The organism is Arthrobacter glycogeni, assembly GCF_054511155.1.
In genome coordinates, this window is the sequence record NZ_JBTNDE010000005.1 from 134,240 (window position 1) to 160,444 (window position 26,205).

27 protein-coding genes and 1 pseudogene are annotated in these 26,205 nt (G+C 64.0%); 15 read left to right on the forward strand and 13 right to left on the reverse strand.

Translation table 11 applies throughout. The annotated features are described in order from the left end of the window. Nucleotides 1-25 precede the first annotated feature (25 nt). The gene (purB, locus tag ACX80O_RS05315) at nt 26-1,450 is read right to left on the reverse strand and encodes an adenylosuccinate lyase (RefSeq protein ID WP_459332776.1); all 1,425 of its coding nucleotides are present in this window, start codon (nt 1,448-1,450) and stop codon (nt 26-28) included. Nucleotides 1,451-1,659: 209 nt separating this feature from the next. Between purB and ACX80O_RS05320 the strand changes: the two genes are divergently transcribed. Then, entirely contained in the window at nt 1,660-1,923 is a 264-nt protein-coding gene (locus ACX80O_RS05320; RefSeq protein ID WP_459332777.1) for a hypothetical protein, read from the forward strand. Further along, a complete protein-coding gene (locus ACX80O_RS05325; RefSeq protein WP_459332778.1) occupies nt 1,920-3,212 on the forward strand; it encodes a hypothetical protein in 1,293 nt (430 codons plus the stop codon). The genes ACX80O_RS05320 and ACX80O_RS05325 overlap by 4 nt, the downstream gene beginning before the upstream one ends. 10 nt (nt 3,213-3,222) lie before the next feature. On the opposite strand, the gene ACX80O_RS05330 is transcribed toward ACX80O_RS05325, so the two are convergent. Continuing rightward, nucleotides 3,223-3,615, reverse strand: a complete 393-nt coding sequence (locus tag ACX80O_RS05330) for a phage holin family protein (RefSeq protein ID WP_459307564.1) — start codon at nt 3,613-3,615, stop codon at nt 3,223-3,225. Between the two features lie 51 nt (nt 3,616-3,666). Here ACX80O_RS05330 and ACX80O_RS05335 point away from each other — a divergent pair, with 51 nt between their 5' ends. The 5 genes from ACX80O_RS05335 to ACX80O_RS05355 all read left to right on the forward strand — a co-directional run bounded on the left by ACX80O_RS05335 (nt 3,667) and on the right by ACX80O_RS05355 (nt 8,725). Further along, the gene (locus ACX80O_RS05335; RefSeq protein ID WP_459332779.1) at nt 3,667-4,806 is read left to right on the forward strand and encodes a histidinol-phosphate transaminase; all 1,140 of its coding nucleotides are present in this window, start codon (nt 3,667-3,669) and stop codon (nt 4,804-4,806) included. A gap of 119 nt (nt 4,807-4,925) precedes the next feature. Further along, on the forward strand, nt 4,926-6,101 hold the full coding sequence (gene pdhA, locus ACX80O_RS05340; protein WP_459332780.1) for a pyruvate dehydrogenase (acetyl-transferring) E1 component subunit alpha: 1,176 nt from the start codon (nt 4,926-4,928) through the stop codon (nt 6,099-6,101). Next, on the forward strand, nt 6,102-7,076 hold the full coding sequence (locus ACX80O_RS05345; RefSeq protein ID WP_459332781.1) for an alpha-ketoacid dehydrogenase subunit beta: 975 nt from the start codon (nt 6,102-6,104) through the stop codon (nt 7,074-7,076). An 8-nt stretch (nt 7,077-7,084) separates the two neighbouring features. Then, on the forward strand, nt 7,085-8,443 hold the full coding sequence (locus ACX80O_RS05350; protein ID WP_459332782.1) for a dihydrolipoamide acetyltransferase family protein: 1,359 nt from the start codon (nt 7,085-7,087) through the stop codon (nt 8,441-8,443). A 24-nt stretch (nt 8,444-8,467) separates the two neighbouring features. Next, the gene (locus tag ACX80O_RS05355; protein ID WP_459307570.1) at nt 8,468-8,725 is read left to right on the forward strand and encodes a hypothetical protein; all 258 of its coding nucleotides are present in this window, start codon (nt 8,468-8,470) and stop codon (nt 8,723-8,725) included. A 7-nt stretch (nt 8,726-8,732) separates the two neighbouring features. Here ACX80O_RS05355 and ACX80O_RS05360 read toward each other — a convergent pair whose 3' ends face one another. Beyond that, complete coding sequence (locus ACX80O_RS05360) at nt 8,733-9,995, reverse strand: aminotransferase-like domain-containing protein (protein WP_459307626.1); 1,263 nt, start codon at nt 9,993-9,995, stop codon at nt 8,733-8,735. 115 nt (nt 9,996-10,110) lie between these two features. Next, entirely contained in the window at nt 10,111-11,079 is a 969-nt protein-coding gene (locus ACX80O_RS05365) for a LuxR C-terminal-related transcriptional regulator (RefSeq protein ID WP_459307571.1), read from the reverse strand. Between the two features lie 377 nt (nt 11,080-11,456). Here ACX80O_RS05365 and ACX80O_RS05370 point away from each other — a divergent pair, with 377 nt between their 5' ends. The 4 genes from ACX80O_RS05370 to ACX80O_RS05385 all read left to right on the forward strand — a co-directional run bounded on the left by ACX80O_RS05370 (nt 11,457) and on the right by ACX80O_RS05385 (nt 14,027). Beyond that, entirely contained in the window at nt 11,457-11,594 is a 138-nt protein-coding gene (locus ACX80O_RS05370) for a hypothetical protein (protein ID WP_459307572.1), read from the forward strand. Nucleotides 11,595-11,679: 85 nt separating this feature from the next. Next, nucleotides 11,680-12,696: a lantibiotic dehydratase C-terminal domain-containing protein gene (locus ACX80O_RS05375; RefSeq protein ID WP_459332783.1), complete on the forward strand. Its 1,017-nt coding sequence runs from the start codon at nt 11,680-11,682 to the stop codon at nt 12,694-12,696. Between the two features lie 49 nt (nt 12,697-12,745). Next, a complete protein-coding gene (locus ACX80O_RS05380) occupies nt 12,746-12,937 on the forward strand; it encodes a hypothetical protein (RefSeq protein WP_459307574.1) in 192 nt (63 codons plus the stop codon). A 70-nt stretch (nt 12,938-13,007) separates the two neighbouring features. Next, the gene (locus ACX80O_RS05385) at nt 13,008-14,027 is read left to right on the forward strand and encodes a Gfo/Idh/MocA family protein (protein ID WP_459307575.1); all 1,020 of its coding nucleotides are present in this window, start codon (nt 13,008-13,010) and stop codon (nt 14,025-14,027) included. A gap of 1 nt (nt 14,028) precedes the next feature. Here the strand turns inward: ACX80O_RS05385 and ald are convergent, their stop codons facing one another. Then, on the reverse strand, nt 14,029-15,138 hold the full coding sequence (gene ald, locus ACX80O_RS05390; protein ID WP_459307576.1) for an alanine dehydrogenase: 1,110 nt from the start codon (nt 15,136-15,138) through the stop codon (nt 14,029-14,031). Between the two features lie 278 nt (nt 15,139-15,416). Between ald and ACX80O_RS05395 the strand changes: the two genes are divergently transcribed. After that, on the forward strand, nt 15,417-16,628 hold the full coding sequence (locus tag ACX80O_RS05395; protein WP_459332784.1) for a PucR family transcriptional regulator: 1,212 nt from the start codon (nt 15,417-15,419) through the stop codon (nt 16,626-16,628). A gap of 12 nt (nt 16,629-16,640) precedes the next feature. On the opposite strand, the gene ACX80O_RS05400 is transcribed toward ACX80O_RS05395, so the two are convergent. Continuing rightward, nucleotides 16,641-17,042, reverse strand: coding sequence for a helix-turn-helix domain-containing protein (locus ACX80O_RS05400; protein ID WP_459307578.1), 402 nt, complete (start codon nt 17,040-17,042; stop codon nt 16,641-16,643). 169 nt (nt 17,043-17,211) lie between these two features. On the opposite strand from ACX80O_RS05400, the gene ACX80O_RS05405 reads away from it, so the two are divergent. Beyond that, nucleotides 17,212-17,478: a hypothetical protein gene (locus ACX80O_RS05405; RefSeq protein WP_459307579.1), complete on the forward strand. Its 267-nt coding sequence runs from the start codon at nt 17,212-17,214 to the stop codon at nt 17,476-17,478. Nucleotides 17,479-17,629: 151 nt separating this feature from the next. Here ACX80O_RS05405 and ACX80O_RS05410 read toward each other — a convergent pair whose 3' ends face one another. Beyond that, the gene (locus ACX80O_RS05410) at nt 17,630-18,646 is read right to left on the reverse strand and encodes a PHP domain-containing protein (RefSeq protein ID WP_459332785.1); all 1,017 of its coding nucleotides are present in this window, start codon (nt 18,644-18,646) and stop codon (nt 17,630-17,632) included. Between the two features lie 158 nt (nt 18,647-18,804). Between ACX80O_RS05410 and ACX80O_RS05415 the strand changes: the two genes are divergently transcribed. Then, a complete protein-coding gene (locus ACX80O_RS05415; RefSeq protein WP_459332816.1) occupies nt 18,805-19,200 on the forward strand; it encodes a VOC family protein in 396 nt (131 codons plus the stop codon). A 1-nt stretch (nt 19,201) separates the two neighbouring features. Here the strand turns inward: ACX80O_RS05415 and ACX80O_RS05420 are convergent. Next, nucleotides 19,202-19,654 (reverse strand): annotated as a pseudogene (locus ACX80O_RS05420) (GNAT family N-acetyltransferase); the annotation flags it as partial. Nucleotides 19,655-19,716: 62 nt separating this feature from the next. Beyond that, nucleotides 19,717-20,478, reverse strand: a complete 762-nt coding sequence (locus ACX80O_RS05425) for an IclR family transcriptional regulator (RefSeq protein ID WP_459307582.1) — start codon at nt 20,476-20,478, stop codon at nt 19,717-19,719. A gap of 246 nt (nt 20,479-20,724) precedes the next feature. Between ACX80O_RS05425 and aceB the strand changes: the two genes are divergently transcribed. Continuing rightward, a complete protein-coding gene (gene aceB / locus ACX80O_RS05430) occupies nt 20,725-22,323 on the forward strand; it encodes a malate synthase A (protein ID WP_459332786.1) in 1,599 nt (532 codons plus the stop codon). 116 nt (nt 22,324-22,439) lie between these two features. On the opposite strand, the gene ACX80O_RS05435 is transcribed toward aceB, so the two are convergent. The 4 genes from ACX80O_RS05435 to ACX80O_RS05450 all read right to left on the reverse strand — a co-directional run bounded on the left by ACX80O_RS05435 (nt 22,440) and on the right by ACX80O_RS05450 (nt 26,082). Continuing rightward, complete coding sequence (locus ACX80O_RS05435) at nt 22,440-23,279, reverse strand: ABC transporter permease (protein WP_459332817.1); 840 nt, start codon at nt 23,277-23,279, stop codon at nt 22,440-22,442. A gap of 7 nt (nt 23,280-23,286) precedes the next feature. Beyond that, the gene (locus ACX80O_RS05440; protein WP_459332787.1) at nt 23,287-24,267 is read right to left on the reverse strand and encodes an ABC transporter ATP-binding protein; all 981 of its coding nucleotides are present in this window, start codon (nt 24,265-24,267) and stop codon (nt 23,287-23,289) included. Then, nucleotides 24,264-25,442: a LolA family protein gene (locus ACX80O_RS05445; RefSeq protein WP_459332788.1), complete on the reverse strand. Its 1,179-nt coding sequence runs from the start codon at nt 25,440-25,442 to the stop codon at nt 24,264-24,266. Before ACX80O_RS05445 ends, ACX80O_RS05440 begins: the two co-directional genes overlap by 4 nt. A 229-nt stretch (nt 25,443-25,671) precedes the next feature. Next, complete coding sequence (locus tag ACX80O_RS05450; RefSeq protein ID WP_459332789.1) at nt 25,672-26,082, reverse strand: phosphotransferase; 411 nt, start codon at nt 26,080-26,082, stop codon at nt 25,672-25,674. Nucleotides 26,083-26,205 lie beyond the last annotated feature (123 nt).

Below are 26,205 nucleotides of genomic sequence, written 5' to 3' on the forward strand. Positions count from 1 at the left end.
CAGTCGCAGGTGATGAGGGGTGAGGTTACCCGAGGTGGTCGACGAGCTGCTCAGCGATGCCGGTGTAGGTTGCCGGCGTGAGCGCCAGGAGTCGAGACTCGGCCTCGGGCGAAAGTCCCAGCCCGACGACGAACTCCTGCATCCGGGCTGCGTCAACGCGCTGTCCACGGGTCAGGTCCTTGAGCCGTTCGTAGGGGTCATCCATGCCGGGAACACCGGCAATCCCCTCGGCCCGCATGACCATCTGGATTGCTTCGCCCAGCACTTCCCAATTGGTGTCCAGGTCGGCCGCGAGCACTGATTCGGCGACGTCGAGCCGGTCCAGTCCCTTAGCCACATTCGACAGGGCGAGGAGGGAGTGGCCGAACGCCACGCCGATGTTGCGCTGGGAGGAGGAATCGGTGAGGTCCCGCTGCCACCGAGAGGTCACCAGGGTGGCACCGAGCACGTCCAGGAGCGAGCAGGAGATCTCAAGGTTCGCTTCGGCGTTCTCAAACCGGATCGGGTTCACCTTGTGCGGCATGGTGGAGGAACCGGTGGCACCTTCGACCGGGACCTGGGCGAAGTAGCCAATGGAGATGTAGCTCCACACATCGGTGCAGAAGTTGTGGAGGATTCTGTTGAAGCGGGCCACATCGGAGTACAGTTCGGCCTGCCAGTCGTGGGACTCGATCTGGGTGGTCAGCGGATTCCAGGTGAGGCCCAAACCCTCGACGAAGTCCCGTGAAATCCGCTGCCAGTCGGCGCCCGGCACCGAAGCGTAGTGGGCCGCGAACGTGCCTGTGGCACCGTTGATCTTGCCCAGGTATTCGGTACCCTCGATCCGCTTGAGTTGCCGGTCCAGGCGGTGCGAGAACACGGCGAGTTCCTTGCCCAGGGTGGTGGGCGTGGCCGGTTGGCCGTGGGTACGGGACAGCATGGGTACGGCGGCCGACTCGCGTGCCATGCTGGCGATCCGGGCAGTCAGCGACCGGGCAGCTGGGAGCCACACGTTCTCGACGGCACCCTTGACTCCGACGGCGTACGACAGGTTGTTGATGTCCTCCGAGGTGCAGCCAAAGTGGACCAATGGTTTGAGATATGCGATCCCGAGATCGGGCAGCCGGCGCCCGATGAAGTATTCGACTGCTTTTACATCGTGCACTGTCACGCGTTCCAGCTCGGCGAGCTCTGCGACTGACTCGCCGTCGAAGCCGGTAACGACGGCCCGCAGCGCCACCTCCTGGTCGGGGGTGAGGGGTGCGGTTCCCGGCAGTACGGTGTTCCGAGTGAGGTGGATCAGCCACTCCACCTCCACGTGGACGCGGTCCCGGTTGAGGGCGGCCTCCGAAAGATAGTCGACCAGCGGTGCCACAGCTCCGCTGTACCGGCCGTCCAGCGGTCCGAGAGTCAGTGGAATGCCCGACTGGGTTGAAGTCGACGCGAGGTGCACCCTGGAAATATCAGCCATACCACCGATCATTTCATGCTCCGGCGGATGCCAGCTGTCGTGTGACTTCTCCTCCCCAGCCTAAGACACGCTGTGCCTGCACACATAAGGGCCATGCCCGCCCAGGCCGGGCTGGCCCGCGAGTAGCGTTCAGAACAATCACTCAGGGATTGGAACTGCTAGGAGGAACGGTGAATGCGGCGACGGACTGGTCGTGTGAACCCTGGGCGGTGGACAGTTCGACGGCTGCAGCACTCGGCTCTCTTCTGCTGCTCCAGGCGGAAATGGTGGAGGAGATAGCTTCCCGGCTGGTGGGAGGTGGAGCACTGGAGTGGGATTCACCAGCCGGGCGCAACTTTGGCGACTATGTTCTGGGCCAGGCGTGCGGTGTGCGGCGGGCAAGCGATCTATTGCGGGAGGCCGCGACGCAGGTCGGGTCGTTTGCCTCGGCGCTGCGCAGCCTTGAGTACAGCACCTTCATTGCGCAGTCGTGAGTGCGGCAGCGGATCTGACCCCAGTCGGCCCGCCGTCCGATCCAGACCAGGGTGGCATCACCGTGCGCGGTGGCGTCGGAAGTATCCGCTTCCAGTGGGACGAGCTGCGGCAAGGCGCCGCGCGGCTCGGTCTCCTGGCCGACGAGTTGCGCGACGCCCTGTACCGCTGCGGAGACCTGCAATGGCGTCTGCAGATGGTCCTCAGAGCGCAGGACGCCGCGGTGCGCGGCGCGGGGGACGCCGCGGTTTCCGCCGTGGATACGGCACGGATGGCACTTAGCCGCAGCAATGGCGAGCTGCGCGACACCGCTCAACGGATCGAGCTGTGCCGGCTCACCTATGAGGGGGCCGAAGCCATCGCGCAACTGGCCACCGCCGCAGCCCGGGGGGTGGTGGGAGACATTGAACGCGGGCTGCACCGGGCGATCGGTCTAGCCAACGCCGGCAACTTCGCGGAGCCAGCGCCGCTCAGGGTGGAACGTGCGGCGGCACCGGAACGGATCACTCTGGACGGGTCGGTACCTGCCCTGTTGCAGCGGGTTGACGCCGTGAAAGATGAAGGCCCAGGAGTTTTCGAGGTACTGAAGGTGCAGGGCACTAGCGGTCCGGTCTACGTCGTGGTGCTTCCCGGCACCCAAGGCTTTAGCCTTGCTGCGAGCAGTAATCCCTTTGATCCAACGGGAGTGGTTGAGGCGGTTCACTACGACAGCGTCTTCGTTGCAGACGCGGTCCGCGGCGCGCTCACTGAAGCGGGAGCCAGCCAGGGGGACAGCGTGATGATGGTCGGCTATAGCCAGGGCGGAATGCACGCAGCGAACCTCGCACAGGATCCCGGTATCACAGAAGCCTTCACGCTTCAGCTGGTTCTCACCGCTGGCTCTCCAACCGGACGCGAACCTTCCGGCGGTGCGACGTACCTGCAGTTGGAACACGCCGATGATTGGGTGCACCAGTCGGACGGCACCACAAACCCCGACGAACGCGACAGGGTGACAGTGACGTTGCGGAACCCGGCGGCGGAAACCACCGATGGTGACAAGGGCACTGGTGCAGCGCACAGGCTGGATACGTATCTCGACGGCGCAGAGGCGGTCGAAGCCAGCACCAACCCGTCGATCGTTGCATCGGTCGGGGTGCTGCGGGCCGCGATCGGCGTCGGGGCGTCGGCCGAGCGACACGTGTTCAGGGCCCAGCGCCGGCTCCCGGTTGGTGCGCCGGCATCAGGGCACGGACGACGGGGCAAGCCCCCGGGCGCCACGACGGCTCCGGTGCCCCGACCGGATCGTTAGGGCGGCTCAGCTACCGGCGGGTGCCGGTGAGGGACCCGGCTACCACCGATACGACACTAATGATGAGGGAGCCGACCACAGCCGACCAGAAGAAGTCGTCGACCGAGAACTGGATAGGGGTGAAAGACGTCAGCCATGCGGTCAGCATCAGCATTCCCGCATTGATGACAATGGTGAACAACCCGAGAGTGAGGATCGTGAGCGGCAGGGACAATAACGCAACAATAGGTCGGACCAACGCATTGACGATGCCGAACACGACCCCCACAAAAAGGTAGGAAAGGATCACTCCGGTCGTGTCCCCGTCGGATGAGGCGGACCCCACCTCGATACCCGGGAGCAGCCAGGCGGCGACGAAAAGTGCCAGCGCATTGATCAGAATGCGGACCACGAACTTCAGCATGCCCCAATGCTGTCACAAGGGTCCGCTTCTGCCCAGCGATAAGCTGGAGCCATGACTACACCAGAGCGCCAGGGCGACGACGCCGGGGCAGAGGACCTTCCCATTCATCCCCGCAGCGTGCTGGGCCTCCTACCCCGTTATGCGGCAGGGAAACCCCCGGTCGTCGTGGAAGGGCTGCAGAGCTACAAGCTCTCCTCCAACGAGAATCCGCTTCCACCGCTTCCTTCGGTGCTGGCTGCGATCGCTTCCCAGACGCACATCAATCGGTACCCTGATCCGATGACCACCGCGCTGCGGACGGCCCTCGCGTCGTTTCTCTCCGTCCCCGCCGAGGACATCGTGGCTGGCGCGGGAAGTCTTGGTGCCCTTAACCAGGTGCTCGCCACCTTTGCAGGCCAGAATGACTACGACGCCGCGGACGAGGTGATTTATCCGTGGCGGTCCTTCGAGGCGTACCCCATCTGTGTTGGCCTGGCCGGTGCCACAGGCTTGCAGATCCCCCTGAACCAGGACGGCACCCACGACCTTGATGCAATGGTGGCGGCCATCACCGACCGGACCCGCGTCATTCTGCTCTGCACCCCGAACAACCCGACCGGGCCCATCCTCACGCAGGCCGCCGTCAGCGCGTTCCTGCAGCGGGTGCCGGGGCACATCGTCGTGGTCATTGATGAGGCGTACCAGGAATTCGTCAGGAACACGGACGCGGTGGATGGGCTCGCCATGTATCGGGAGCACCAAAACGTTGTGGTGTTGCGCACGTTCTCGAAGGCCCACGGCCTGGCCGGTCTTCGCGTGGGTTACTCCGTCTCACAGTCCGAGCTCACCCAGCACCTCAGAGTCAGCGCCGTGCCGTTTGCTGTTTCGCAGATCGCCGAACAGGCGGCAGTCACATCGCTGGATCATTTCGACGAGGTCGCGGAGCGCGTCCAGGGAATTGTCGACGAGCGGACCAGGGTGGTCGAAGGCCTACGGTCCCTAGGCTGGACGATCCCAAACGCTGAGGGAAATTTTGTCTGGCTGGCGCTCGGAGACCGAACGCCCGAGTTCGCGGCGCTCGCTGAACAGCGAGCACTGTCGGTCAGAGCCTTCGGGGTCGAAGGTGCCCGGGTGAGCATCGGAGAGCCCGAAGCTAACACCCGGTTCCTAGAACTCTGCTCGACCTACGGCAGCGGGCCGGGCGTTTCGTAGAACGTCACAAATGGGTCGCGCACGATCGCGTCGCTAGTGTTGACCGAGTACATGCGGATGAGGGCATGTCCCAACGACGTATTCCATCTGGGGCATATGATGACGGTGAGGGAGCACGTATGGACGTTGCGCAATCGACGACTTCCGGACTTGATGTGGGAAGCAGCCGAGCCGGGCAGGATACCCAGGGCTCCCGGGCCGAGCCGGAAATGGTCCAACTGCTGACCGAGGACGGTCGCCTGCGTCCGGTGTCCAGGTTCAGCGCCTACGCCCCCGACCCATCGACCTACGAGAGCCTTTACCGGGACATGTACCTGATCCGGCGGTTTGATCAGGAATCGACCGCGCTGCAGCGCCAGGGCCAGCTCGCTTTATGGGTGCCGCTCACAGGCCAGGAGGCTGCACAGATCGGGTCGGGGCGGGCGATGCAGCCAGCCGACTACGCTTTCCCCACCTACCGGGAGCACGGCGTAGCGCTGACCCGGGGCGTCGACCTGCCCGACGTGCTGCGACTGTTCCGCGGCGTCACCAACGGCGGCTGGAATCCCCAGGAGCACAACTTCCAGCTCTACACCTTGGTTTTGGCGGCCCAAACCCTGCACGCGGTGGGCTATGCGATGGGCATCCAGCGCGATCGTGCAACGAATCCCGCCACGCCCGCGGCCGCATCCGTCGCCTATTTCGGCGACGGCGCCAGCTCAGAGGGCGACGTCCACGAAGCGATGGTCTTCGCCGCCTCGTTCAACGCCCCCGTAGTGTTCTTCTGCCAGAACAACCACTGGGCGATCTCGGTACCCTCGGACGTCCAGACCCGGGTACCCCTCGCCCAGCGTGCCGCTGGCTACGGGTTCCCCGGCATCCGGGTCGACGGGAACGATGTCCTGGCCGTCAACGCGGTGACCACCTGGGCGCTTGATCATGCCAGACAGGGCAAGGGCCCCGTGCTGATCGAAGCCTTCACCTACCGGATGAGCGCCCACACCACTGCCGATGACCCCACCAAATATCGCGCGTCGACCGACGAGGAGCCCTGGGTGGCCCGCGACCCGCTGCTCCGGCTGGAAACCTATCTCAGGTCCAACGGCACCGAGGACTCCTTCTTCGAGAACCTTGCGGAGCAGGCCGTCGAGCAGGCGTCCCGGCTCCGCAGCACCGTCATCGCTATGGAGGCACCCGATCTCAGCCAGCGGTTTGACACGGCTTACGCTGAGCCGCATCCCCTGGTCCAGGAGGAACTGCGGCTCTGGCGGGACTATGAAGCCGGCTTCGTTGACCAGAACGAGGGGGATCGCTAAATGACCATCATGACCATCGCCAAAGCCATCAACGAGGGACTCCGTGCGGCTCTGGAAAAATCCCCCACGACCCTCTTGATGGGCGAGGATATTGGCGCACTCGGGGGTGTCTACCGGGTGACCGAAGGGTTGAAGGCTGAGTTCGGAGCCGACCGCGTCGTCGACACTCCCCTTGGCGAGTCGGGCATTATCGGCACCGCAATCGGTTTGGCGCTGCGGGGCTACCGCCCCATCTGCGAAATCCAGTTTGACGGATTTGTCTTCCCCGGCTTCAACCAAATCACCACCCAGCTAGCCAAGATGCATGCCCGCAGCGATGGGATGCTGCGCGTCCCCGTGGTGATCCGGATCCCCTATGGGGGTGGCATCGGCAGCGTTGAACACCATTCTGAGTCCCCTGAGGCCCTTTTCGCCCACACCGCGGGACTGCGGATCATCACTCCATCGAACCCGCAGGATGCCTACTGGATGATCCAGCAAGCCGTCGACTGCGATGACCCGGTGATTGTGTTCGAACCCAAGCGGCGCTACTGGCTCAAAGGCGACGTCGATCTGATCACACCGCCGGGCGATCCGTTCGCTGCCCACGTCCTTCGCGAGGGAACGGATGCCACGGTGGTGGCCTACGGCCCGCTGGTCCCCGTAGCACTCGCAGCAGCTGCTGCCGCCGCCGAGGACGGAAACAGCGTCGAGGTGATCGACCTTCGATCGGTGTCTCCAATGGATTTCGACACGGTGACCGCATCGGTTCACAAGACCGGGCGGCTTATCGTGGCTCATGAGGCGCCAACCTTCGGCGGAATCGGCGGCGAACTTGCGGCCCGCGTCTCGGAACGCGCCTTCCTCTCCCTGCAGGCACCGGTCCTACGGGTTGGCGGATTCCACCTACCGTACCCGGTAGCCCGCATGGAGGAGCAGTATCTGCCGGACATTGACCGCATCCTCGAATCCCTTGACCGCGCGCTGGCCTACTAGAGGAACTCATGACACTGAATACGTTCAATCTGCCCGACGTTGGTGAAGGTCTCGCCGAAGCGGAAATAGTCCAGTGGAAAGTCAGGCCCGGCAGTGTCGTCGCGATCAACGACGTCATCGTTGAGATCGAAACTGCCAAGTCCCTGGTTGAGTTGTCCTCCCCGTACGCCGGCGTCGTCGCAGAACTGCTGGTCACCGAGGGCGAGACGGTTGACGTCGGCTCGCCCATCATCTCGGTCGCCGATGGCGACGATGACGTTCCTGCACCGCAGATGCCCGGTGAGCTGTCGACGCCACCCACCGCTGCCTCGGCGTCAACCGATCCCCGCCCCGATTCTGCCCGCCCAGAGAATCGAGAGTCGGGTCCCCTGGTAGGGACCGGGCCCAAGGCTGACGCGGTGAAGCGCAGGCCGAGGAGGTCCAGCAGCGAATCAGCCCAGCCTGGCAGCCCGCCCCAGGCCGCGGCCAGCGATTCGCCCCCGCAAAACTCCCGTGTGCTCGCCAAACCACCGGTCCGGAAGGCCGCCCGTGACCTTGGAATCAATCTCGCCGATGTCGAAGGCACTGGGCGCTCCGGTGAGGTCACCAAACGTGACCTCCTGAGCTATCAGGCACAGCGGGACGCTGAACAGGACGGTGCGAATACGTTCTGGGGGGCGTCACGGAAGCCTCAGGAGCAACGCATCGAGCGCGTTCCGGTGAAGGGTGTGCGCAAGGCGACGGCCAAAGCAATGGTGGACAGCGCCTTCTCGGCGCCACACGTCAGCATTTTCGTTGACGTCGATGCGTCGCGCACCATGGAATTCGTGAAGCGGCTCAAGGCTTCGAGGGATTTCGAAGGAATTAAGGTGTCTCCTCTCCTGATTCTGTGCAAGGCGGTGATCTGGGCGGCCGCCCGTAACCCGTCGGTCAACGCCACCTGGGCGGGCGATGAAATCCTGGTCAAACACTTCATGAACCTGGGCATTGCCGCGGCCACTCCGCGGGGGCTGATGGTCCCCAATATCAAGGACGCGCAGAACCTTTCGCTGAAGGAACTCGCTGTAGCGCTTAATGAACTGGCGACCACCGCTCGAGCGGGAAAGACGCAGCCAGCGCAGATGCAGGGCGGCTCACTCACAGTCACCAACATCGGTGCGCTGGGAATCGACACCGGGACACCGATCATCAATCCCGGGGAGGTCGCTATTGTTGCGTTCGGCACCATCAAGCAGAAACCGTGGGTTCTCGACGGTGAAGTGATTCCGCGGTGGGTCACTACCCTTGGCGGTTCGTTTGACCACCGGGTGGTCGACGGCGACCTCAGCGCCCGCTTCATGGCCGACGTCGCGTCCATCCTTGAGGAACCCGCGCTGCTGCTCGACTGACGGTGTGCTTTAGGCTGGGACACTATGCCAAAGAACCCCAGACAGCGCCCCACTCCCGTCCGCACGGGCAACAGCCGCTCAGACAACGAACGCACCGGCGCGACGTCGGCCGGCTCCTACCTGAAGCGGCTACTGCCCATGCTGCTGGCCGCGTTCATCGGCTCAAGCTTGCTTCAGCTCATCTTCCCTGAGCTGAACTTTGTTGTCCGGCTGCTGATTCTTGCTGTCCTGCTGCTGGCCGTCTCGGTGGTCCTGGACCGGTTGCGCTCCCGCAATCGGTAGGTTCCGCTTACGCATGGTTTGCTTCGATCGCTTCCTTGAGGATCGGGGCAAGACGTTCGACGCCGGTGACGATGTCCTCACCCGAGACGGCGCTGAAGGCGAGCCGCAACTTATTTGACGGCTCATCGGACGGGGTGAACGCGGCACCGGGGATGAACACCACACCAGCGTCGATGGCCTTGTACAACAGCGGGTACGTGTCAATCCCTTCGGGCAGCGTGACCCAGACGAAAAAGCCGCCATCCGGCCGTGTCCACGTGACCGACGGTGGCAGGTGGTCGTCGAGTGCGCTCAACATGGTGGAGCATCGCTCGCTGTACAGGGCGCGGGTGGTTTTGAGGTGTCCTAGCCAGTCGTAGTCGCTGAGGTAGGCAGAGACGAGCATCTGTGTGAGGGGAGACGGGCAGAGGACCACTGCCTCGCACGCCAGGTAGAACCGGCGGTGGAGATGCTTGGGGACCAGCGCCCACCCCAGCCTCACGCCGGGGGCGAAGATTTTGGAGAAGGAACCCAGATAGATGACGTCGTCGGGGTTGCCTTCCCGCATGGGCGTCAGCGGCTTGCCGTCGAAGCGCAGTAGTCCGTAGGGGTTGTCCTCGAGGACCAGAATGTTGTTGGCCTTGCAAAGGTCAACGATGGTCTGCCGGCGGCTGGCTGTGAGGGTGATTCCGCTGGGGTTGTTGAAGCTTGGAATCGTGTACAGCGCTTTGATGGTGCGGCCCTCGGCCTGAAGCTCGGTAATCCGGCGCTGCAGCTCCTCGGGGACCAGACCGTCGTCGTCCATCGCTACCGCCTGGACGTCCACCTGGTAGGCCTCGAATGTGTTCAAGGCACCCACATACGTGGGGTCCTCGCAGAGGATTACGTCGCCCGGGTTGCAGAAGACCTTGGCCGCGACGTCCTGGGCGGACTGCGACCCGGTGGTGATTACCAGGTCGGCTGGATCGGCGTCGGTGATGCCCTCAGCTGCCATCACCTCGCAGATCTGGGTACGGAGCTTCTCCATTCCCTGGCCGCCGCCGTACTGCAGCGCTTCCAGTCCGTGCTCGGCGACAATCCGCTGGACGGTGTCGCCAAGTTCCTTCAATGGCAGGGAACGGAGATAGGGGCTGCCTCCCGCGAGCGACACCAATCCGGGCTGAATCGAGATGTCGAAGACATCCCGCACCGCCGACTGTTTGATGTTTGCGGCCCGGTCGGAGAAGAGCGCCTCATGCCGGTGGGCGGAGTCAACTGCGCGCACCAACGCAACTTCGGTCTCGGCAGCCATGGTTGTCGGGTCAAGTTTTGCTTGTGAGTTCACTCACGCAGTCTAAGCCAGGGGTTAACTAATGAGCAACGGGTGTTGCCTCAGGTTGACCACACGGAATGCACATTCGGTACGGCTAGATCCAGCCTGCGTCGCGGGCCTTGGCGCCAGCCTGGAACCGACTGTCCGCTTTCAGCGTCTCCAGCATCCAGGCGATGTGCCGGCGGCAGGTGCGAACGTTGAGGTCGAGACGCCGGGCGATCACCTCGTCCGAGTAGCCCGCAGCGAGCCCCGCGAGGATTGCCTGCTGGGTCCCGTTGAGGGGAGAGGCCGAGTCTTCAGCGACGGAGAATGGTTCGGCGAATTCCCAGGTGAAATTGAAGACCTGAATAAAGACATTCACCAGATTGGGGTCTCGGATCATCATCGCCGCTTTGTCGTTGCTCGTCAGCTGCCGGGCTACGACCGCCAGTTTCCGGTCGAAGATCAGCATCCGGAAGGGGACTGAGGGCAGGGTGCGGAACTCGCCGCCTGCCGCAGCGATCGCCTTGACCGCCTTTCGGGTCGGCATGTGGTCGCGGGTGCTGAGGTCATAAAGATTCCGGCGGATCACACCCTGCTTCAGCAGGTCAAGATCCTTCCTGACGTTTTCTTCCTGAAAATCGGCATTCGCGCCCTGGCCTGGAACGGCCATCAGGACCTGCTCCGAAACGTCACGCCCGTATTCGATGAGGACGCGCTGAATCAGGTGTGGATCCTCCAGAACCTCAACCGACGCGCTCGAAATAACCTCCCGACGGGCTTCGATGTACAGCGGAACCAGTCCCGAGAGTTCACGACGTTTGGTGCTGATCCGACTTTTGAGGTCCTGCACCTGCCGCTCGTCGGCGTCGACGAGGTCGGCCAATGCGACGTCGGGCGAGATGGCAACGAACGCTTCGGGGTTCGCCGCATGGGCGCCGAGGAGCTTTCGCTGTGTGAGCTGCTCCATCGCGGCGTCGATGTCCCTGAGTGTGTAGCCGAGGGCTTCCGACACTCCCCGCCGGGTCCACCCTGGATGGGCAACGGCGTAGCGATAGAGCTCCAGGCATAATCCGTCAAGCATGAACATTCCTCCCTGGCATGGCGGCACGCCTGAGTGAAGCTTACCGATCAGTCGTGTCATCGGGTGCTTTGGTGTGGCGTAGCGTCAGCCCGGCCCGTCCGGGCCTGGTAAAACATGGCATGTCCACTTTATGACAGGGTGACTTCCTGATAGCGCAAAGTTGCCTGCTGAAGAGTGTCCTCCCATGTCAGGCCCCCTTTTTTAGGTGCGCAGGGCGACGTCACAAGTCGCTACAACATCTCGGTCAGTCCTCTTTAGGCCATGTCCTGAACAGGGCGGTTATCTGGCTGGACAGGGGTGGAGCGGGCGGCTCATTGTTGGACTGTCGGCTCCACTATTGTCGACGCACCACTTGCAGCCACTCGAAAGGGAATCTCGTGAAAAAGATTGTCGGCGCAGCAGCCGGATTGTTGGTTGTCATCGGCGTCGTCGCTCCCGCCAGCCCAGCACTGAGTGCCGGGAACTGGGAGTGGCCCAAAACAGTGGTGGCGCAAAACTGGGAGTGGCCAAAATAGCTTGCTGATGACGCTGCCTCTATCGGCGTCAACGGCACCCGGCTCGCCCCAGTGGCGGTGACCAAATATCCGGAAGGAGAGGGCCATGAGTCAACTGACCGCAGTTCGAAACGCCTCACGAACAGCTGGCAGTTCTCAATGGTGGCACCTCTCAATCTTCACCGGTGGCTTCGATGTAGCGGACGGCATCATTGAAGACCTGGTCACCCCACTGGCGGCGCAGGCTCAGTTACTGGGCACAGTCCGCTGGTTCTTCACTCGGTGTGGGGGACCAGCGGTAGCCCAGGTGAGATTGCATATACTGGCAAGCCCCGCAGCAATCGTCAGCCTCCAGGATTTACTCACGACACTCCGCGCACAGACCCACGGCTGCGACTCGGTCACTCCGGTCCACCCCACTCCGGTCCACCCCACTCCGGTCCACCTCGCGCTGACTCAACTTGCTGTCCGGCAACAGCTGTCAGTACCTTTCGGCGGCCCAGCGTCGTCCCCACAGGAAACGGGCATTGACCGGCAGCTCGAGTCCGATCTGGTGAAATACGGCGGCGCTGAAGGTCTGCGACTCGCCGAAGAGGTTTTTGAACTGTCCTCCGAACTCGCCGCCTGGGCGAGCCAGCGCTTCCCCAAGATGCACAACCGCTCGGCCTTTGGTGCGCTGATCCTTTTTGACTCTGCCCGCAGCATGATGAAGGGGCCCCGGTCCGCCAGCTGGTCCGACCGTCGGCGAATTTCCTGGGACTTCTACTGGGATAGCCATCTCAGGAGCTGCACCGTTGAACTAGGACCCCGCGCGGCGGGCGTCCGAGAGGCCATCACCGCCCAGGTCAGTGCCCGAGTCCCCGCGTTTCACGGCCTGATGGCCGCCACTGCCGCAGAGTCTGCGGCTCAAAACTGGCGACGCAGGTGGTCCCGCGCCATCGATAACTACCTGGATCGCGCGGACAAGGCGCGGGTCAGCCGCAGTGCTCAACACCTGACCGTCTACCAAGCGCACATGACCATCAACAGGCTCGGCTTCACGGCACGTGAAGAAGCAGTTCTAGGCCTCTACGCTCGGTCGTGGAGTATCGAACGCGAGGCATCCTCGTACCACCAAAACTAGGTGAGACGTAAAACCGACCAGCAGGAAACCACGGAAGGATTCGACCACCATGGCGGCAACGAATGATGTCATCCTGGCCAGCAATGCGCGGGAACTCAGTGACGCCCTGGGGTGCTCGCCAGACACCCTGGAGGACATGCGCGACCTGGGCGTCCTCGCTTCCCGCGGTGAGCTGTGGGAGGTGGGTCCCGCCCGGGATTACCTGCGTGACGCCGCCTGGGCTGACAGTCTCTGGTCATGAGTGGACACGGCCGCACCTGACGCGGTCGCCTGACGCCGGTCGGCTGTGTCCCGCCCGGTAGGCTGAGCCCATGTCGACAATCCGCACAGCAATCTTCGGCTTTGGTCTCGGCGGACGCGTGTTTCACGCCCCCTTTATCCAGGCTGATCCCCGGTACTCACTCGACGTCATCGTCACGTCTGACCCTGCCCGGAAGGCTGAGGCGGAGGTGCGCTACCCGGGCGTCCGGGTGGTGCCGACTGCGGTCGACGCGCTGGCGTTGGCTGCCGACCTTGACCTCGCGGTCATCAGCACCCCGCCCTCCACTCACGTCCCCATCGCCCACGCGGCACTGGAAGCGGGACTCGCCGTCGTCGTCGACAAGCCCTTCGTCGTTGACACAGCCGATGGCCTGCGCCTGATCGAATTGGCACGATCGCTCGGAAGTGTTCTGAGCGTGTTCCAGAACCGCAGGTGGGATGGAGATTTCCTGACCGCCAAAAAACTCATCAACGACGGCACCCTCGGCACCGTGCGCCGGTTCGAGTCCCGCATGGAGTCGTTCAAGCCGGTGGTTTCGAAGCCGTGGAAGGGTGCCGTGGCAGGCGAAGGGGGAGGCATCCTCTACGATCTCGGACCGCACCTGATCGATCAGGCGCTGCAACTCTTCGGCCCCGCCGAGCTGCACTACGCCGAACTCGGTGCGCATCGCGGCGACGGCGGACCCGACGACGACGCCTTCCTGGCCCTGCGGCATGCCGGTGGCGCGATCAGCCACCTCTGGATGAACGCCTTGGCGCCTCAGGCCGCGCCCCGGTTCCGCGTGGTCGGGTCCGAATCGGCGTATTCGAAGTGGGGAGTCGATGTGCAGGAGCCGTCCATTGTGGCAGGGATGCTGCCGACCGATGCCAGCTACGGCGTGGAGGACGAACTGGCCTGGGGGCTGCTGGGGTTCGACGCCGATGCCACCAAAATCCGCACTGAAAAGGGCGCTTACCCGCAGTTCTATGAGCTGATGGCGTCAGCCGTGCTCGATGGGACCCCGGTGCCGGTTGACCCGCAGGACAGCCTTGCTGCCCTGCGGATCATTGAGAGCGCCCACGGGGGCTGAGTTAGACCAGTTCCCGCCAGGCGGCGAGAGGTAGGCCATGCGCTTCGGACACTGAATGGTGTGCCACCTGCCCACCAGCGATGTTCAGGCCCTGCGCCAGGGCGGGATCGGCCTCGAACGCTGCCGTGATCCCGCGGTTGGCCAGCGCGACTGCGTAGCGAAGCGTCACGTTTGTCAACGCATAGGTTGACGTGTTGGGAACCGCGCCGGGCATATTGCCGACGCAGTAGAACAGCGAATTGTGCACCACGAACGTGGGATCCTGGTGAGTGGTGACATGCGAATCCTCGAAGCAACCCCCCTGGTCGACGGCAATGTCCACCAAGACGCTGCCGGGCTTCATCCGGGAGACCATCTGGTTGGTAATCAGCTTGGGTGCACGCGCACCAGGTACCAGAACAGAACCGATCACCAGATCGGCGTCGAGAATGGCACGCTCAATCTCAAAGGCGTTCGAGGCAACGGTTTTCACGCGTCCGGCGTATAGGGCGTCGAGTTCCCGCAGCCGCCCAATGTTGATGTCGAGGATGGTGACCTCTGCTCCGGTGCCCACGGCCATGGCCGCAGCGTTAGTGCCGGCAACCCCGGCACCAAGGACCACGACCTTGGCCGGCCGAACCCCAGGAACGCCGCCCAACAGCAGTCCCGGGCCGCCTGCCGGTGCCGTCATGACCTGGGCCCCAACCTGCACTGACAACCGCCCGGCCACCTCAGACATCGGGGCGAGCAGGGGCAGGGTACGGCCGTCCTGTACCGTCTCGTAGGCGATCGCGGTGACCCCAGACTCCATCAGGGCCCGGGTGAGTTCCGGCTCGGCGGCGAGGTGCAGGTAGGTGAAGAGAATCAGGCCCGCGCGGAACCGGTGATATTCCTCGGCGATGGGCTCCTTGACCTTGAGCACCATGTCCGCTTGCGCCCACAGTTCGTCGGCCGACTCGATGATTTCCGCTCCCGCTGCCGTGTACTCGTCATCGGTGATGTTGGACCCAGTTCCCGCACCTCTTTCGATGAGCACCGTGTGCCCGGTGGTGCGGAATTCATGCACTCCCGACGCAGTGATAGCAACGCGAAATTCGTTGTTCTTGACTTCCTTAGGAACGCCGACGATCACGGGGTTCTCCGTTCACTCGTTGAGATGGTGCAAGAAGGCTTTTGGCCAGGCTCCCAGCCTACGGATTGACCGGAACGCCAGAACGGGGTATCACCGAACAGATTCCCTTCTGTGAGTCGTGTGGCATGCTGCCGTCGTGCGGGATCGTTGAAATGTCGCCGCTCTGGGTGTGTGTGACCTGATTCACTAGCACGAAACTCTGCGTCGGTCAGTTCGACAACTGTCGAGCGTTTATGCATCAATTGTCGTCGGGCCGCCGCCACCGTTAGCATGAAGCGGTGCAGGCAGACGAGGTGGACGCGACGGTGGAGGCCATCGCCGCCCGCCTGGGTCGGGGTCTGTCGTTGGAGGATCTGGACGGTGTCCTGTTGGCGTACAGCAGCCATCAATCGGCGGCTGACCGGGTGCGGGTCAACTTTCTGCTCAGCAAGAGGGTCCCTCAGGATGTCAGCCAATGGCAATTGCAGCACGGCATTGCATCGGCTGTCAGACCAGTCATTCTGCCCGCCAATCCGTCGCTCGGGATGCTTGGGCGAGTCTGTGTTCCCCTGTTGGTGCGCGGGTTCCGAGTCGGGTATCTCTGGGTTCAGCAAGACTCGGATGAAGCGACACCCCAGGTCATCCTGCACCAGCTCCCCGGCGTGCGCGGCGACCTCGATCGGTTAGCGTCTCTCCTATTGGAGGGCAACACGGCGGCGTCCGAGCACCGCCGCAAACGGGAGAGCACGTTTCTGGCCGGCTGTGACGGAACGCCAGCAGGGATCGACGAACTCGCCGGCTGGGCTGAACTTCACAACACAGCCCCGTGGCAGGTAGCGGTTCTCCTTGCGCAGGGCGAACTGCCGGAGCCGCTCGATCCGCAGGCGAGCCTGTTGGCGCATCGGACCGCAGCGCTGCAAGCGACCGTAGGGGTGGGCTCGGTGTTGTTCAGTGCCGGGACTCCAACGGTGGCTGTGCTGCTCCTGACCGGCGGGGTAGGAGCCGGGGAGTACACCGAGATCCTCAGACGATACGACCGGGAGCTTGCCAAACGTGAGGGCGGCAACGCCGGGACGGCCATCCTGGGTCTCAGCGAACCATTCCCCGACATCCGCGACCTGCCGGGAGCCTTTGGCCAGGCCCGCCAGGCCGTTCAGGCCAGCGCAGTCGACGGGGGACTGGGCCCGATCACTGATTATCGGTCCACCGGATGCTACCAGTTCCTTGCTGCGGGGGGCTGGAAGCTGACCTCGGCGAAGTCGGTCTACTTCGCCGAACTAGAAGAACAGGACAAGAATGCCGAGCTGCTGCCGGTCCTTGAGCTGCTCTACGACAAGAACGGGTCGGTTCAGGACGTGGCATCGCAACTCCATCTGCACCGCAGCACGGTCTACAATCGGCTCGGCCGCATCCGATCAATCATTGGCGCCGACCCGCTCAGCGGACAAGTGCGCCTTGAGCTCCATCTGGCGCTCAAGGCACGAAAATGGTCGCGACGTCCGAGAATCTAGCCTGCCCACGGTCTATTCGATTGCTATTTCCGGGGCCTCAATGTGCCTTTCCGACTTTTGCGAGGCCACCCAGGCGGCGATGTCCCGCGACTTAATCCGACGATGTGTGCCGCGATATTCCACCGGTATAACGCCGGCATCGGTAAGATTTCTCAAATAGGTAGGAGAAATTCCTGCGGCGGCTGCTGCCTGCGAGGTGCTGAGTGTCTCCGCGGCAGACGCGGTAATGACACCGTCGCCGGCGGCAAGTCGGAGGAGCAGGTCAACGACCGCATCCCGTGCGCCCGGCGGCAGCTTCACAGCGGTACCGTCGACGAAAACTGTGACGTCGTTGTTGTCGGCGAGAGCTCGCCGCAAGGACGCTGCCTCGACGGCAGGAATCGCTTCGGTGGTGAGGGGAATACGGATGGCCATCCCCCTATTCTGCCAAGGCCTGTCAAAAGTGGAACATTCAACCAAATTCTTTTTTGTGTTGTTGTATTAACTATCCCTTCCGGAAATGTTGCAGCGGGACTAAGGTGGAGTACCTCATTAGGGGACAGGATTAGCAGAGTTTGAAATTTCACTGGCTGGAGTGATTCCCATGACAATATTCAATCACTATGAGTCTGATCGGACGCGTGCACCCGCTGGCGCTGTCAGGGAACGGGACCCCGGCTTGCCGTGGTGCAGTGCATGCGACACTGATGAGTTCCTCATCTACGAGGACTTCGTGCCGGCCCGCGTTGGAGCGGAAGAGGGCGAATCCCTTGCCGGGTGCGTGAGCTACTCCTGCTCGGTCTGCGGGAGGTTCAACGGGCATGAGGTTCCGTCCTGCTGGAACCCCCCCAACTGGTTCTGGTACTCCTAATTGGATCCTGACCCTCAGAAAAATGGTTGACCTGCAAAGAAGCGGTGGGCCAACCGCTAGCCCGCGGGGCAGGCACTATTCTCCGTGCTGACCCATGGGTGCCGCCTCCTCAAGAGCGGTCTGCCGGCGGGTCCGTCGAACCGACCGATTCTCAACCGGTGGTCAGCCAGCCAAGCAGCCGATCCTCGGGCCAGGTAGTGATGATGCGATCCGCTGGAACGCCGTTGGCTTCGGCCCGTTCTGCTCCGTACTGCAGAAAGTCCAGCTGACCGGGCGCATGCGCGTCGCTGTCGATACTGAAAAGGCATCCGGCGTCCAGGGCCAGCCGAATCAGGTCATCCGGCGGATCCTGGCGCTCCGGTCGTGAGTTGATCTCGACTGCGACATTGTTCTCGGCGCACGCAGCAAAAACCTGGTTCGCATCAAACTCCGACGGCAGGCGGGTACCGCGGGCTCCCTGCACCAGGCGACCGGTGCAGTGGCCCAAAATGTTGGTCTCCGGGTGCCGGATGCCGCCAAGCATCCGCCGGGTCATCGTGGAGCGGTCAGCGCGCAGTTTCGAGTGCACACTGGCGACGACGACGTCGAGTCGCCCCAGCAGGTCGGCGGTCTGGTCAAGGGTGCCGTCTTCGAGGATGTCGACCTCGATCCCGGCGAGCAGCAGGAACCCAGCCGCGTCGTCATTGATCACCTCCACCACTTCGAGCTGCTCTTCCAACCGCCCGGCGCTCAGCCCATTGGCGACAGTGAGGTTCGGCGAATGGTCAGTCAGGGCGAGGTACTGGTGGCCGAGCGTCTGGGCGGCCTGGACCATGAGGTGGATGGGGCTGCCGCCGTCGGACCAGTTGCTGTGGCTGTGCAGGTCACCGCGCAGCGCCTTCCTCAGGGACTGGCCGCCTGGTGCCAAGGGTGCGGCCGATTGTTCACGGAGTTCGGCGAGGTAGTCGGGAACCGCGCCGCCGACCGCCTGGGTCACTACCTCGAAGGTGCGGGCACCGATCCCCTTCATCCTCTTGAGCCGGCCGTCCCTCGCCCGGGCCAGAAGCTCAGCGGGGGAGAGGCCGTGAAGCGTCCCGGCGGCGTTGCGGAAGGCCTTGACCTTGAAGGTGGGCGCGGCCTTGCGTTCGAGCCAGAAGGCTATTTCGTTGAGCGCGTCGATGGCATCCATATTCCACCTTACAAAGATTCCGGCCTAAACTACCTCTGAGTAGGGATTCGTTGAGGATTGGGCGAAGGATTCAGTAAGGAAGGCAGCATGCGGCTCACTCTGACGGCCACGGTCCTGGATCCCCTGATGCGCGGGAACTTGCCGGGTTCTACCGACGGCTGCTTGGCTGGGAGAGAAGATCCGAGGAACCGGACTGGGTGATGCTGTCCGCACCCGACGGCGGCGCCGGGCTGTCCTTCCAGACAGAGACCAATTATGTGCGCCCGGTATGGCCAGCCGGAGCCACCGATCAGCCGATGATTATGCACCTGGACATCCGTGTGGACGACCTCGGTGAGGCCGGTGAGCAGGCGATAGGCCTCGGCGCCGTCGTGGCGGACTTCCAGCCGCAGCCGGATGTGCGCGTTTACCTGGATCCAGCAGGTCACCCTGAAGATCAAGTCGCATCAGCGACCGGGGGAGTCCGCCGCTGCGGGCATCGGTCTCGCGGAGGCGCTCAAATCCGGCCCTCTCGAACATCCCGGTCGTCCCAACGAAGGCCAGGGTTGGGCTGATGCGGGAGCCAGCGGGGTCCACCGGATAGGCCTCCAGCACTGGGGCACCCTTGGAGCGTGCATAGTCGATCGCCCCGGCGAGGAGCGCGTGGCCGATACCCTGGCGGCGGTGACCCGCCTTGACGACAAAGCAGACCACGCTGAAGACCGGGAGGTCATCGATGGCTGGGATAGTGCGGGAGCGGACAAGCCGTTCCATGGCGGATCGCGGACCCACCCCGCACCAACCCACCGGCTCGCCCCCGCTGTAGGCAACGACTCCGGGCGAGGGGTCGCCGCCGCACAGCGCGCGCACCCGTTCGGGTCGCTGGGCAGCGGTGAGGGAATTGAACTCGGCGGAGGACAGCCGGAAGGCAAGGCACCAACAGGTGGGGGCATCCTCCCGCTTCGGCCGAAGGAGAACCGCCACGTCGTCGAACCGGTCAGCGGTGGCCGGATGCACTTCGATGGTCATGCCGAGGATGATACTCCGCGCAGCATCCCCCGTGAATCGGCGACGGGATGGAATAGTCGAGGTTAGACGGTGACATTCAGCTCATCGGCGATGGACCGGACCGCCGCACGGAGCAGGGGGACAGCCTTTTCAGCGAACCGCTCATCGACGCGGGAGACCGGGCCGGAGACCGAGATGGCGCTCGGTGTCGGAGCGTTGGGCACCGCCATCGCGAAACATCTGACCCCGAGTTCCTGCTCCTGCTCATCGATCGAGTACCCGCGCTCGCGGATCAGGTCCAACTCGACCAGCAGCTCGTCGATGGTCTTGATGCTCTTGTCGGTGGGTGTGGGCATGCCGGCACGGGTGACGATGCTGCGCACGGCGTCATTGCTCAGCCCCGCGAGGATGGCCTTCCCGACGCCGGTGTCATGGGTGTGGGCCCGGCGGCCCACCTCTGTGAACATGCGCATCGAGTGGGGGGAGGGCGCCTGGGCAATGTAGATGACCATGTCCGAGTCGAGGACCGCCATGTTTGAGGTCTCCCCGAGACTATCCACCAGGCTCTTCAACTGCGGACGGGCCAGGGCGCCGAGCTGCTTGTTCGCGCCCTCGCCGAGGCGGATCAGGCGGGGGCCGAGCGCGTAGCGACGGTTGGCGAGCTGCCGGGCGTAGCCCTTGGCGACCAGGGTTCGTAGCAACCGGTGGATGGTTGGCAGGGGGAGATCCGTGCAGGAGGAGAGTTCGCTGAGGGAGACTTCACCGCCGGCGTCGGTGATGAGTTCGAGCAGTTCGAAGACCCGCTCGACGGACTGCACTCCGCCGCCAGCCGCTCTTTCAGCCATGTGACACTCCCCGCTCTTGAGCTTCCGGCGGCAGTCTTCACCTGCGGTGCGGAAACTCTTTTCACACTATCCTACTTTCCGCTTAGTGGAATCGAGGATCCAAAAGGGGTTGCGATTCCATCTGTCAGATAATAATATCCATAATATGAAATCGGGTTGTGAAAGAGTTGACGTTGCACCTTCCCGTATCGCAGTCGCAGCAGCGGCCACTGCCGCTGAGGCGTGCACACGACAGGAGCTCAGTACATGACTATCGAACCAAGGCACCCTCTTCCCGCTGATAGGGCGGACAACATCCTCACTCCCGATGCGTTAGCGTTCCTTGAGGAACTGCACCGGCGTTTCCGAAGCACCAGGGATGAAAAGCTCGCCGCGCGCAATGCCCGCCGTGAGGAAGCAGCATCCACCGGCAAGCTGGACTTCCTCCCGCAGACCCGGGGCGTGCGGGATGGCGATTGGACCGTCGCCGCAGCCCCGCCGCAGTTGCAGGATCGCCGCGTGGAGATGACCGGGCCGGCGTCGCCGGCCAAAATGGCCATCAACGCGCTGAACTCGGGTGCCAAGGTCTGGCTCGCCGATCTCGAGGACGCGAGCGCTCCAACCTGGCACAACGTCATCGACGCCCAGCTGAACCTTTTCGACGCCGCCCGCGGCCAGCTCCGTTACACCTCCCCCGAGGGCAAGGAGTACGCCCTGCGCACCGATGGGCCCCTTGCCGTCGTCGTCGCGCGCCCTCGCGGCTGGCACCTACCCGAGAAGAACATCACCATCGACGGCGAACCGGCCATCGGTGCGCTGGTGGACTTTGGGCTGCACTTCTTCCACAACGCCAGACACCTGCTGGCGAACGGCAGCGGCCCCTACTACTACCTGCCGAAGCTCGAAAGCCACCAGGAGGCGCGGCTGTGGAATGACGTCTTCGTCTTTGCCCAGGACTATGTTGGAGTCCCCCAGGGGTCGGTCCGTGCGACAGTGCTCATCGAAACCATTCCCGCGGCCTTCGAAATGGATGAAATCCTGTTCGAGCTAAAGGACCACGCGTCGGGCCTGAACGCCGGCCGCTGGGACTACCTGTTCAGCATCATCAAATACTTTCGCGACGGCGGCAGCGCCTTTGTCCTGCCGGACCGCGCCAGTGTCTCGATGACCGCCCCTTTCATGCGGGCCTACACCGAACTTCTGGTGAAGACCTGCCACCAGCGGGGAGCGTTTGCGATGGGTGGCATGGCGGCATTCATCCCGAACCGCCGCGAGCCGGCCATCACCGAACAGGCTTTCGCCAAGGTGAAGGCTGATAAGGAACGCGAGGCCACCGACGGCTTCGACGGCTCCTGGGTAGCCCACCCGGACATGGTGCCGCTGTGCCGTGAGGTCTTCGACGGGATACTGGGGGAACGGCCCAACCAGATTGACCGGCAGCGCCCCGAGGTCGAGGTGACTGCCGCCCAGCTGCTCGACGTCGCTTCGGCCGACGGCGAGGTGACCGAAGCCGGACTGCGCGCCAACCTCTATGTCGCCGTCGCGTACGTCGCGGTCTGGCTGTCAGGGAACGGCGCGGTGGCCATCCATAACCTGATGGAGGACGCGGCGACGGCCGAAATCTCCCGCTCCCAGGTCTGGCAGCAGATCCGCAACAAGGTGGAGCTCTCCGACACCGGCAATACGGCGACACCCGAACTGGTTGCCGACATCCTCGCTGAGGAGACAGAACGGTTGCGCGGCGAGGTGGGCGAGGATGCGTTCACCCGGTTCTACGAGCCCGCGAGCCGCCTGATCGCCGACATCTGCATCTCTGAGGAGTACACGGACTTCCTGACCCTGCCCGCCTACGAGTTGGTCGACTAAACACCTGCCCGGCGAGGGCGGCGAGGGTGACGTGTGTCGCCGTCGCCGCTCCGTTTGGTTAAGGCGCGGGCAGCGGACGACGGCGGCTCCCGGATCTCCAGAGTTGCTGGCAGCTGTCAGGCGAGGACGTCCCGCGAGGTGAACCTGCCGTAGGCGAGGGCGCCGAACACGAGGACGTAGCCGGACTGGAGGAGGGCATTCGCCGCGAACGACGACCACTCGATCGGCTGCCGGAGCAGGTCGGCAAAGCCGAACCAGTATTGGCTCAGGAGCCACGGGTGCAGTGCCTCCAGCTGGGGGAGCTGTCCCACCACCTGTGAGACCACGGAGACCACTACGGTGGCCGCCATCGCGCCGACCGGCACGTCGGTGAGTGTCGAGATGAACAGGCCCACAGCACACAGCCCGGTGAGCGAGACGGTGACATAGGCGCAGATCAGAGCCGACCGCAGCAGCGCCTCACCAATGCTGACGGTGTCTCCGGACAGCAGCGTCACCGGTCCCACCGGGAAGAGCGCTGCGCCGATGAGCGTGCCAGCGAGAACGACGGCGAGGGTCGCGGCCAGACAGAAAACCACCGTTCCCGCGAATTTGACGGCGAGAAGCCGCCCGCGGCCCACTGGGGCGACCAGCAGGTAGCGCAACGTCCCGGTGCTCGCCTCGCCGGCAATGGTGTCACCGGCCACCACCCCCACGGTCAGAGGCAGGAAAAGCGGAATGGCCACGGTGATGGCTGCGACGGCGACGAACAGACCGTTTTGGGTGATTTGATCAAGGAACGCCGGTCCCCGGCCGGAGGGCGGGCCGGACGTCAGCCGGACGGCCACGGCAATCAGGACCGGAATCGCCGCGAGGGCCAGGAGCAGGGCCCAGGTACGCCGTCGTCGGAACAGGACCGCCAGCTCAGAGGCCACGAACACCACACCCGATGCGGGTCGTCGGTCAATACCCGGCATTGGCTCGTTATTGGACAACGTCAAACCCCTCTCCGGTGAGGGACACGAAGAGCTCCTCAAGCCCCACCTGGTCAACGGTAAACCCGGTCACCCGAACGTTACCGGCGACCAGAGCGGCGACGATGCTTTCGGGTGGCAGGTGGTCGGCTAGCGGCGCGGTGACGGCGGACCCCAGGCCGTGCGGGGCGTGGTGGGTGGGCGTCGACTCCTCCGGCTCGAGTCCCAGACCGGCGAGCACTCGCAGGCAGTTCGCCGGGTCGGGGGTGAGCACCTCGACCCGGGTCTGCCCGGCGGCGCGCAGCTCGCTGAGCGCGCCCTGGGCCACCAGGTGTCCGGCTCGGAGCACCGCCACGTGGGAGCAGATCTGTTCCACCTCGGCCAGTAGATGGCTGGAGACGAACACTGTGGTGCCTTCGGCGGTCAGCGAGTGAACCAAATGTCGCACCTCCCGGGTGCCCTGCGGGTCCAGCCCGTTGGTGGGTTCGTCAAGCACGATGAGGTCGCGGTGCGTCAGCAGCGCGTTGGCGATGCCCAGCCGCTGCTTCATGCCGAGCGAGTAGGCCCCCACCTTCTTGTCAGCCGCCTGCGAAAGCCCCACCCGTTCGAGTGCCCGGGTGGTACGGGCGCGGCGGGTCGACGGGTCAACAAACCGGTCGGCGGCGTCGAGGCGGTGCAGGTTCGCGCGGCCCGACAGGAACGGGTAGAAGCCGGGACCCTCGACGAGGGCTCCCACTCGGGGGAGCACCTCGGGGAGGAACCGGGGGATGCTGCGACCGAGCACCTCGACGTCCCCCGACGTTGCGGAGGCCAGTCCCAGCAGGATGCGGATGGTCGTGGTCTTGCCGGACCCGTTCGGCCCGAGGAACCCGAAGACCGAACCCCTCGGCACGGACAGGTCAATGCCGCCCAGGACGGTCTGCCCACCAAATCGTTTGGTGAGGCCACTGGTCTGGACGACCGGCCCCGCAAGTAACGCTTCGTCGCTCACTCGTCGTCGGCGACTGCCTGGAGACGATCAGCGGGCACCGATCCGACCAGAATCCGCCCGTCATCAGTAAGCAGGACGTTGAGCAGACGGGTTTGGAGCAGCTGGCCGCCGTCAACCGGGCTACTCAGCTGGTCAATCATGTCGGTCAGGTTCGGATCAGCGGTGGGGGAGGTCCCCGCCGGAAACTCGATGACGGTCGCCCATCCCGTGCCAGTGATGGTCGGTTCAGCGGTTTCCTTCGATCCGGCAGTGTCAGGTGGCGAAGCGGTGTCTGACGGTGAATTTGTGTCTTCGGTGTGCTTGCCGGGTGTTCCATGCCCGGTCTTTTCAGAGGACTCAGTCTCTTCCGGCGCCTCGGTCACTGCGGCACCGGCTGGCGGAGTGAAGTCGAAGGTGTCGGCCGGCGGTGTTTCGAAGCTGACCTCGGTGTATGCGGCGCTGAATGCTGGGCCGTCGACGCCGGTGGCAGCGACGCTGACCGCAAGCGGCAGTCCCGTTTCGGCGTCGACGTCGATGGTGATCGAACCGACGAGGGTCTCCTCAGCGCGGGGAGTCAGGATCAGTTGATAGGCCGCCCGACCGGCGACCATACGGGCTGGCCCAACCGACACGTCGGTGGATGGGTCGGCCTTTTCCAGGAAGAGCGCGGCGAGCCGATCCGGCGTCGGGACGTCGGAGAGGTGCGTGGATCCCTGTTTGTGCTCCGGAACGGTGGCATGGACTACCGAATTTTCCTCCGAGTCGTAGAGCCACAGATCGCCGCCGTTGAGGATGATGTTGCGTTCGGCCATGTCGTCGAGTACCTGCACGCGGGCCTGCGACGGTCCATCGAGGAAGATCCGAGCCGTGTGGGGCGCGGTAAGCAGCTCGAGGACCGCGCTTTCGGGGGTCGCTGCTGCGCCGTCGGTCTCTGTCCCGGGCGCTGGACTGACGCCCGCGCCGCCGCCCGCACCGCTGATCAGGGACAGATCGGGGAGCCCGAGGTCGGAGGTCTGCTCGATGGTACCGGAGAGCGCATCGACCGAGTGACCTGCGGCGAGTTCGAGCACCTCAGCCGCGCTCAGATCAGGGAGATCCACCGCAGCGTTGGCGGTCAGGGGGACCACCAGAGCCCCGGCTCCGAGTACGCCGGTGATCGCCACGGCTGGCATCCAGTTTCGCCACGTACGGTTCATGGTCCATCTCCCTTGATCAGCTTGCGCCGCAATCAGAACGGGTGTATCCGAACGGTACTCTCGTTTCCTGAGAATTCGATCTGAGTTTTGTCGGCCGCCCGCGTCAGACTCGGACCGAGCACACCGTCACCGCTGCCCGCGAATAGTCCAGCGTCGACGGTCCATCACACTGAATCCTCATCATCAACCGATGGTCCACGCTCACCCACACGCGCGGGTAGGTGAGTCCCTAGACCACTGGGTCAGCCAGAACCTGCACGAGGGTGCGGTGCCGGATACCGTCGCGATTGGAATCCGTGCCGGACGCCATGGTGATGAGTGCTTTCCACAGTGCCCAGCCGCGGGCGCGGTGCCAGGCATCGGCGTCGAGGCCGACGGAATTGCGAAAAATTTGCCGCTCCTCAGGGGAGAAATAGGTCCACGCCATGACGAGGTCACAAGCGGGGTCTCCGATTCCGCAGGTACCAAAGTCGATCAGGGCGGACAAGCGACCGTCCCGTGTCAGAAGATTCCCGACCGCAACGTCACCGTGGAACCAGACCGGTTTCGAAGCCCATGCAGAGGCAGTGGCGCGCAGCCATACCTCCCAACATGCGGGCGCATCCAAATCCAGTGCCAGCCCATCCAGGGCCCGCTGCACTTCATCACCGTAGACACTGGGGTGGCAGCCGCGGAAAGCTGAGTGGCTGTCACAGATATGAACCAGGTAACACTGCAGCCAGACTAGCCGGTCAATTCGGGCGATCTCGGATTCCCGCGGGAG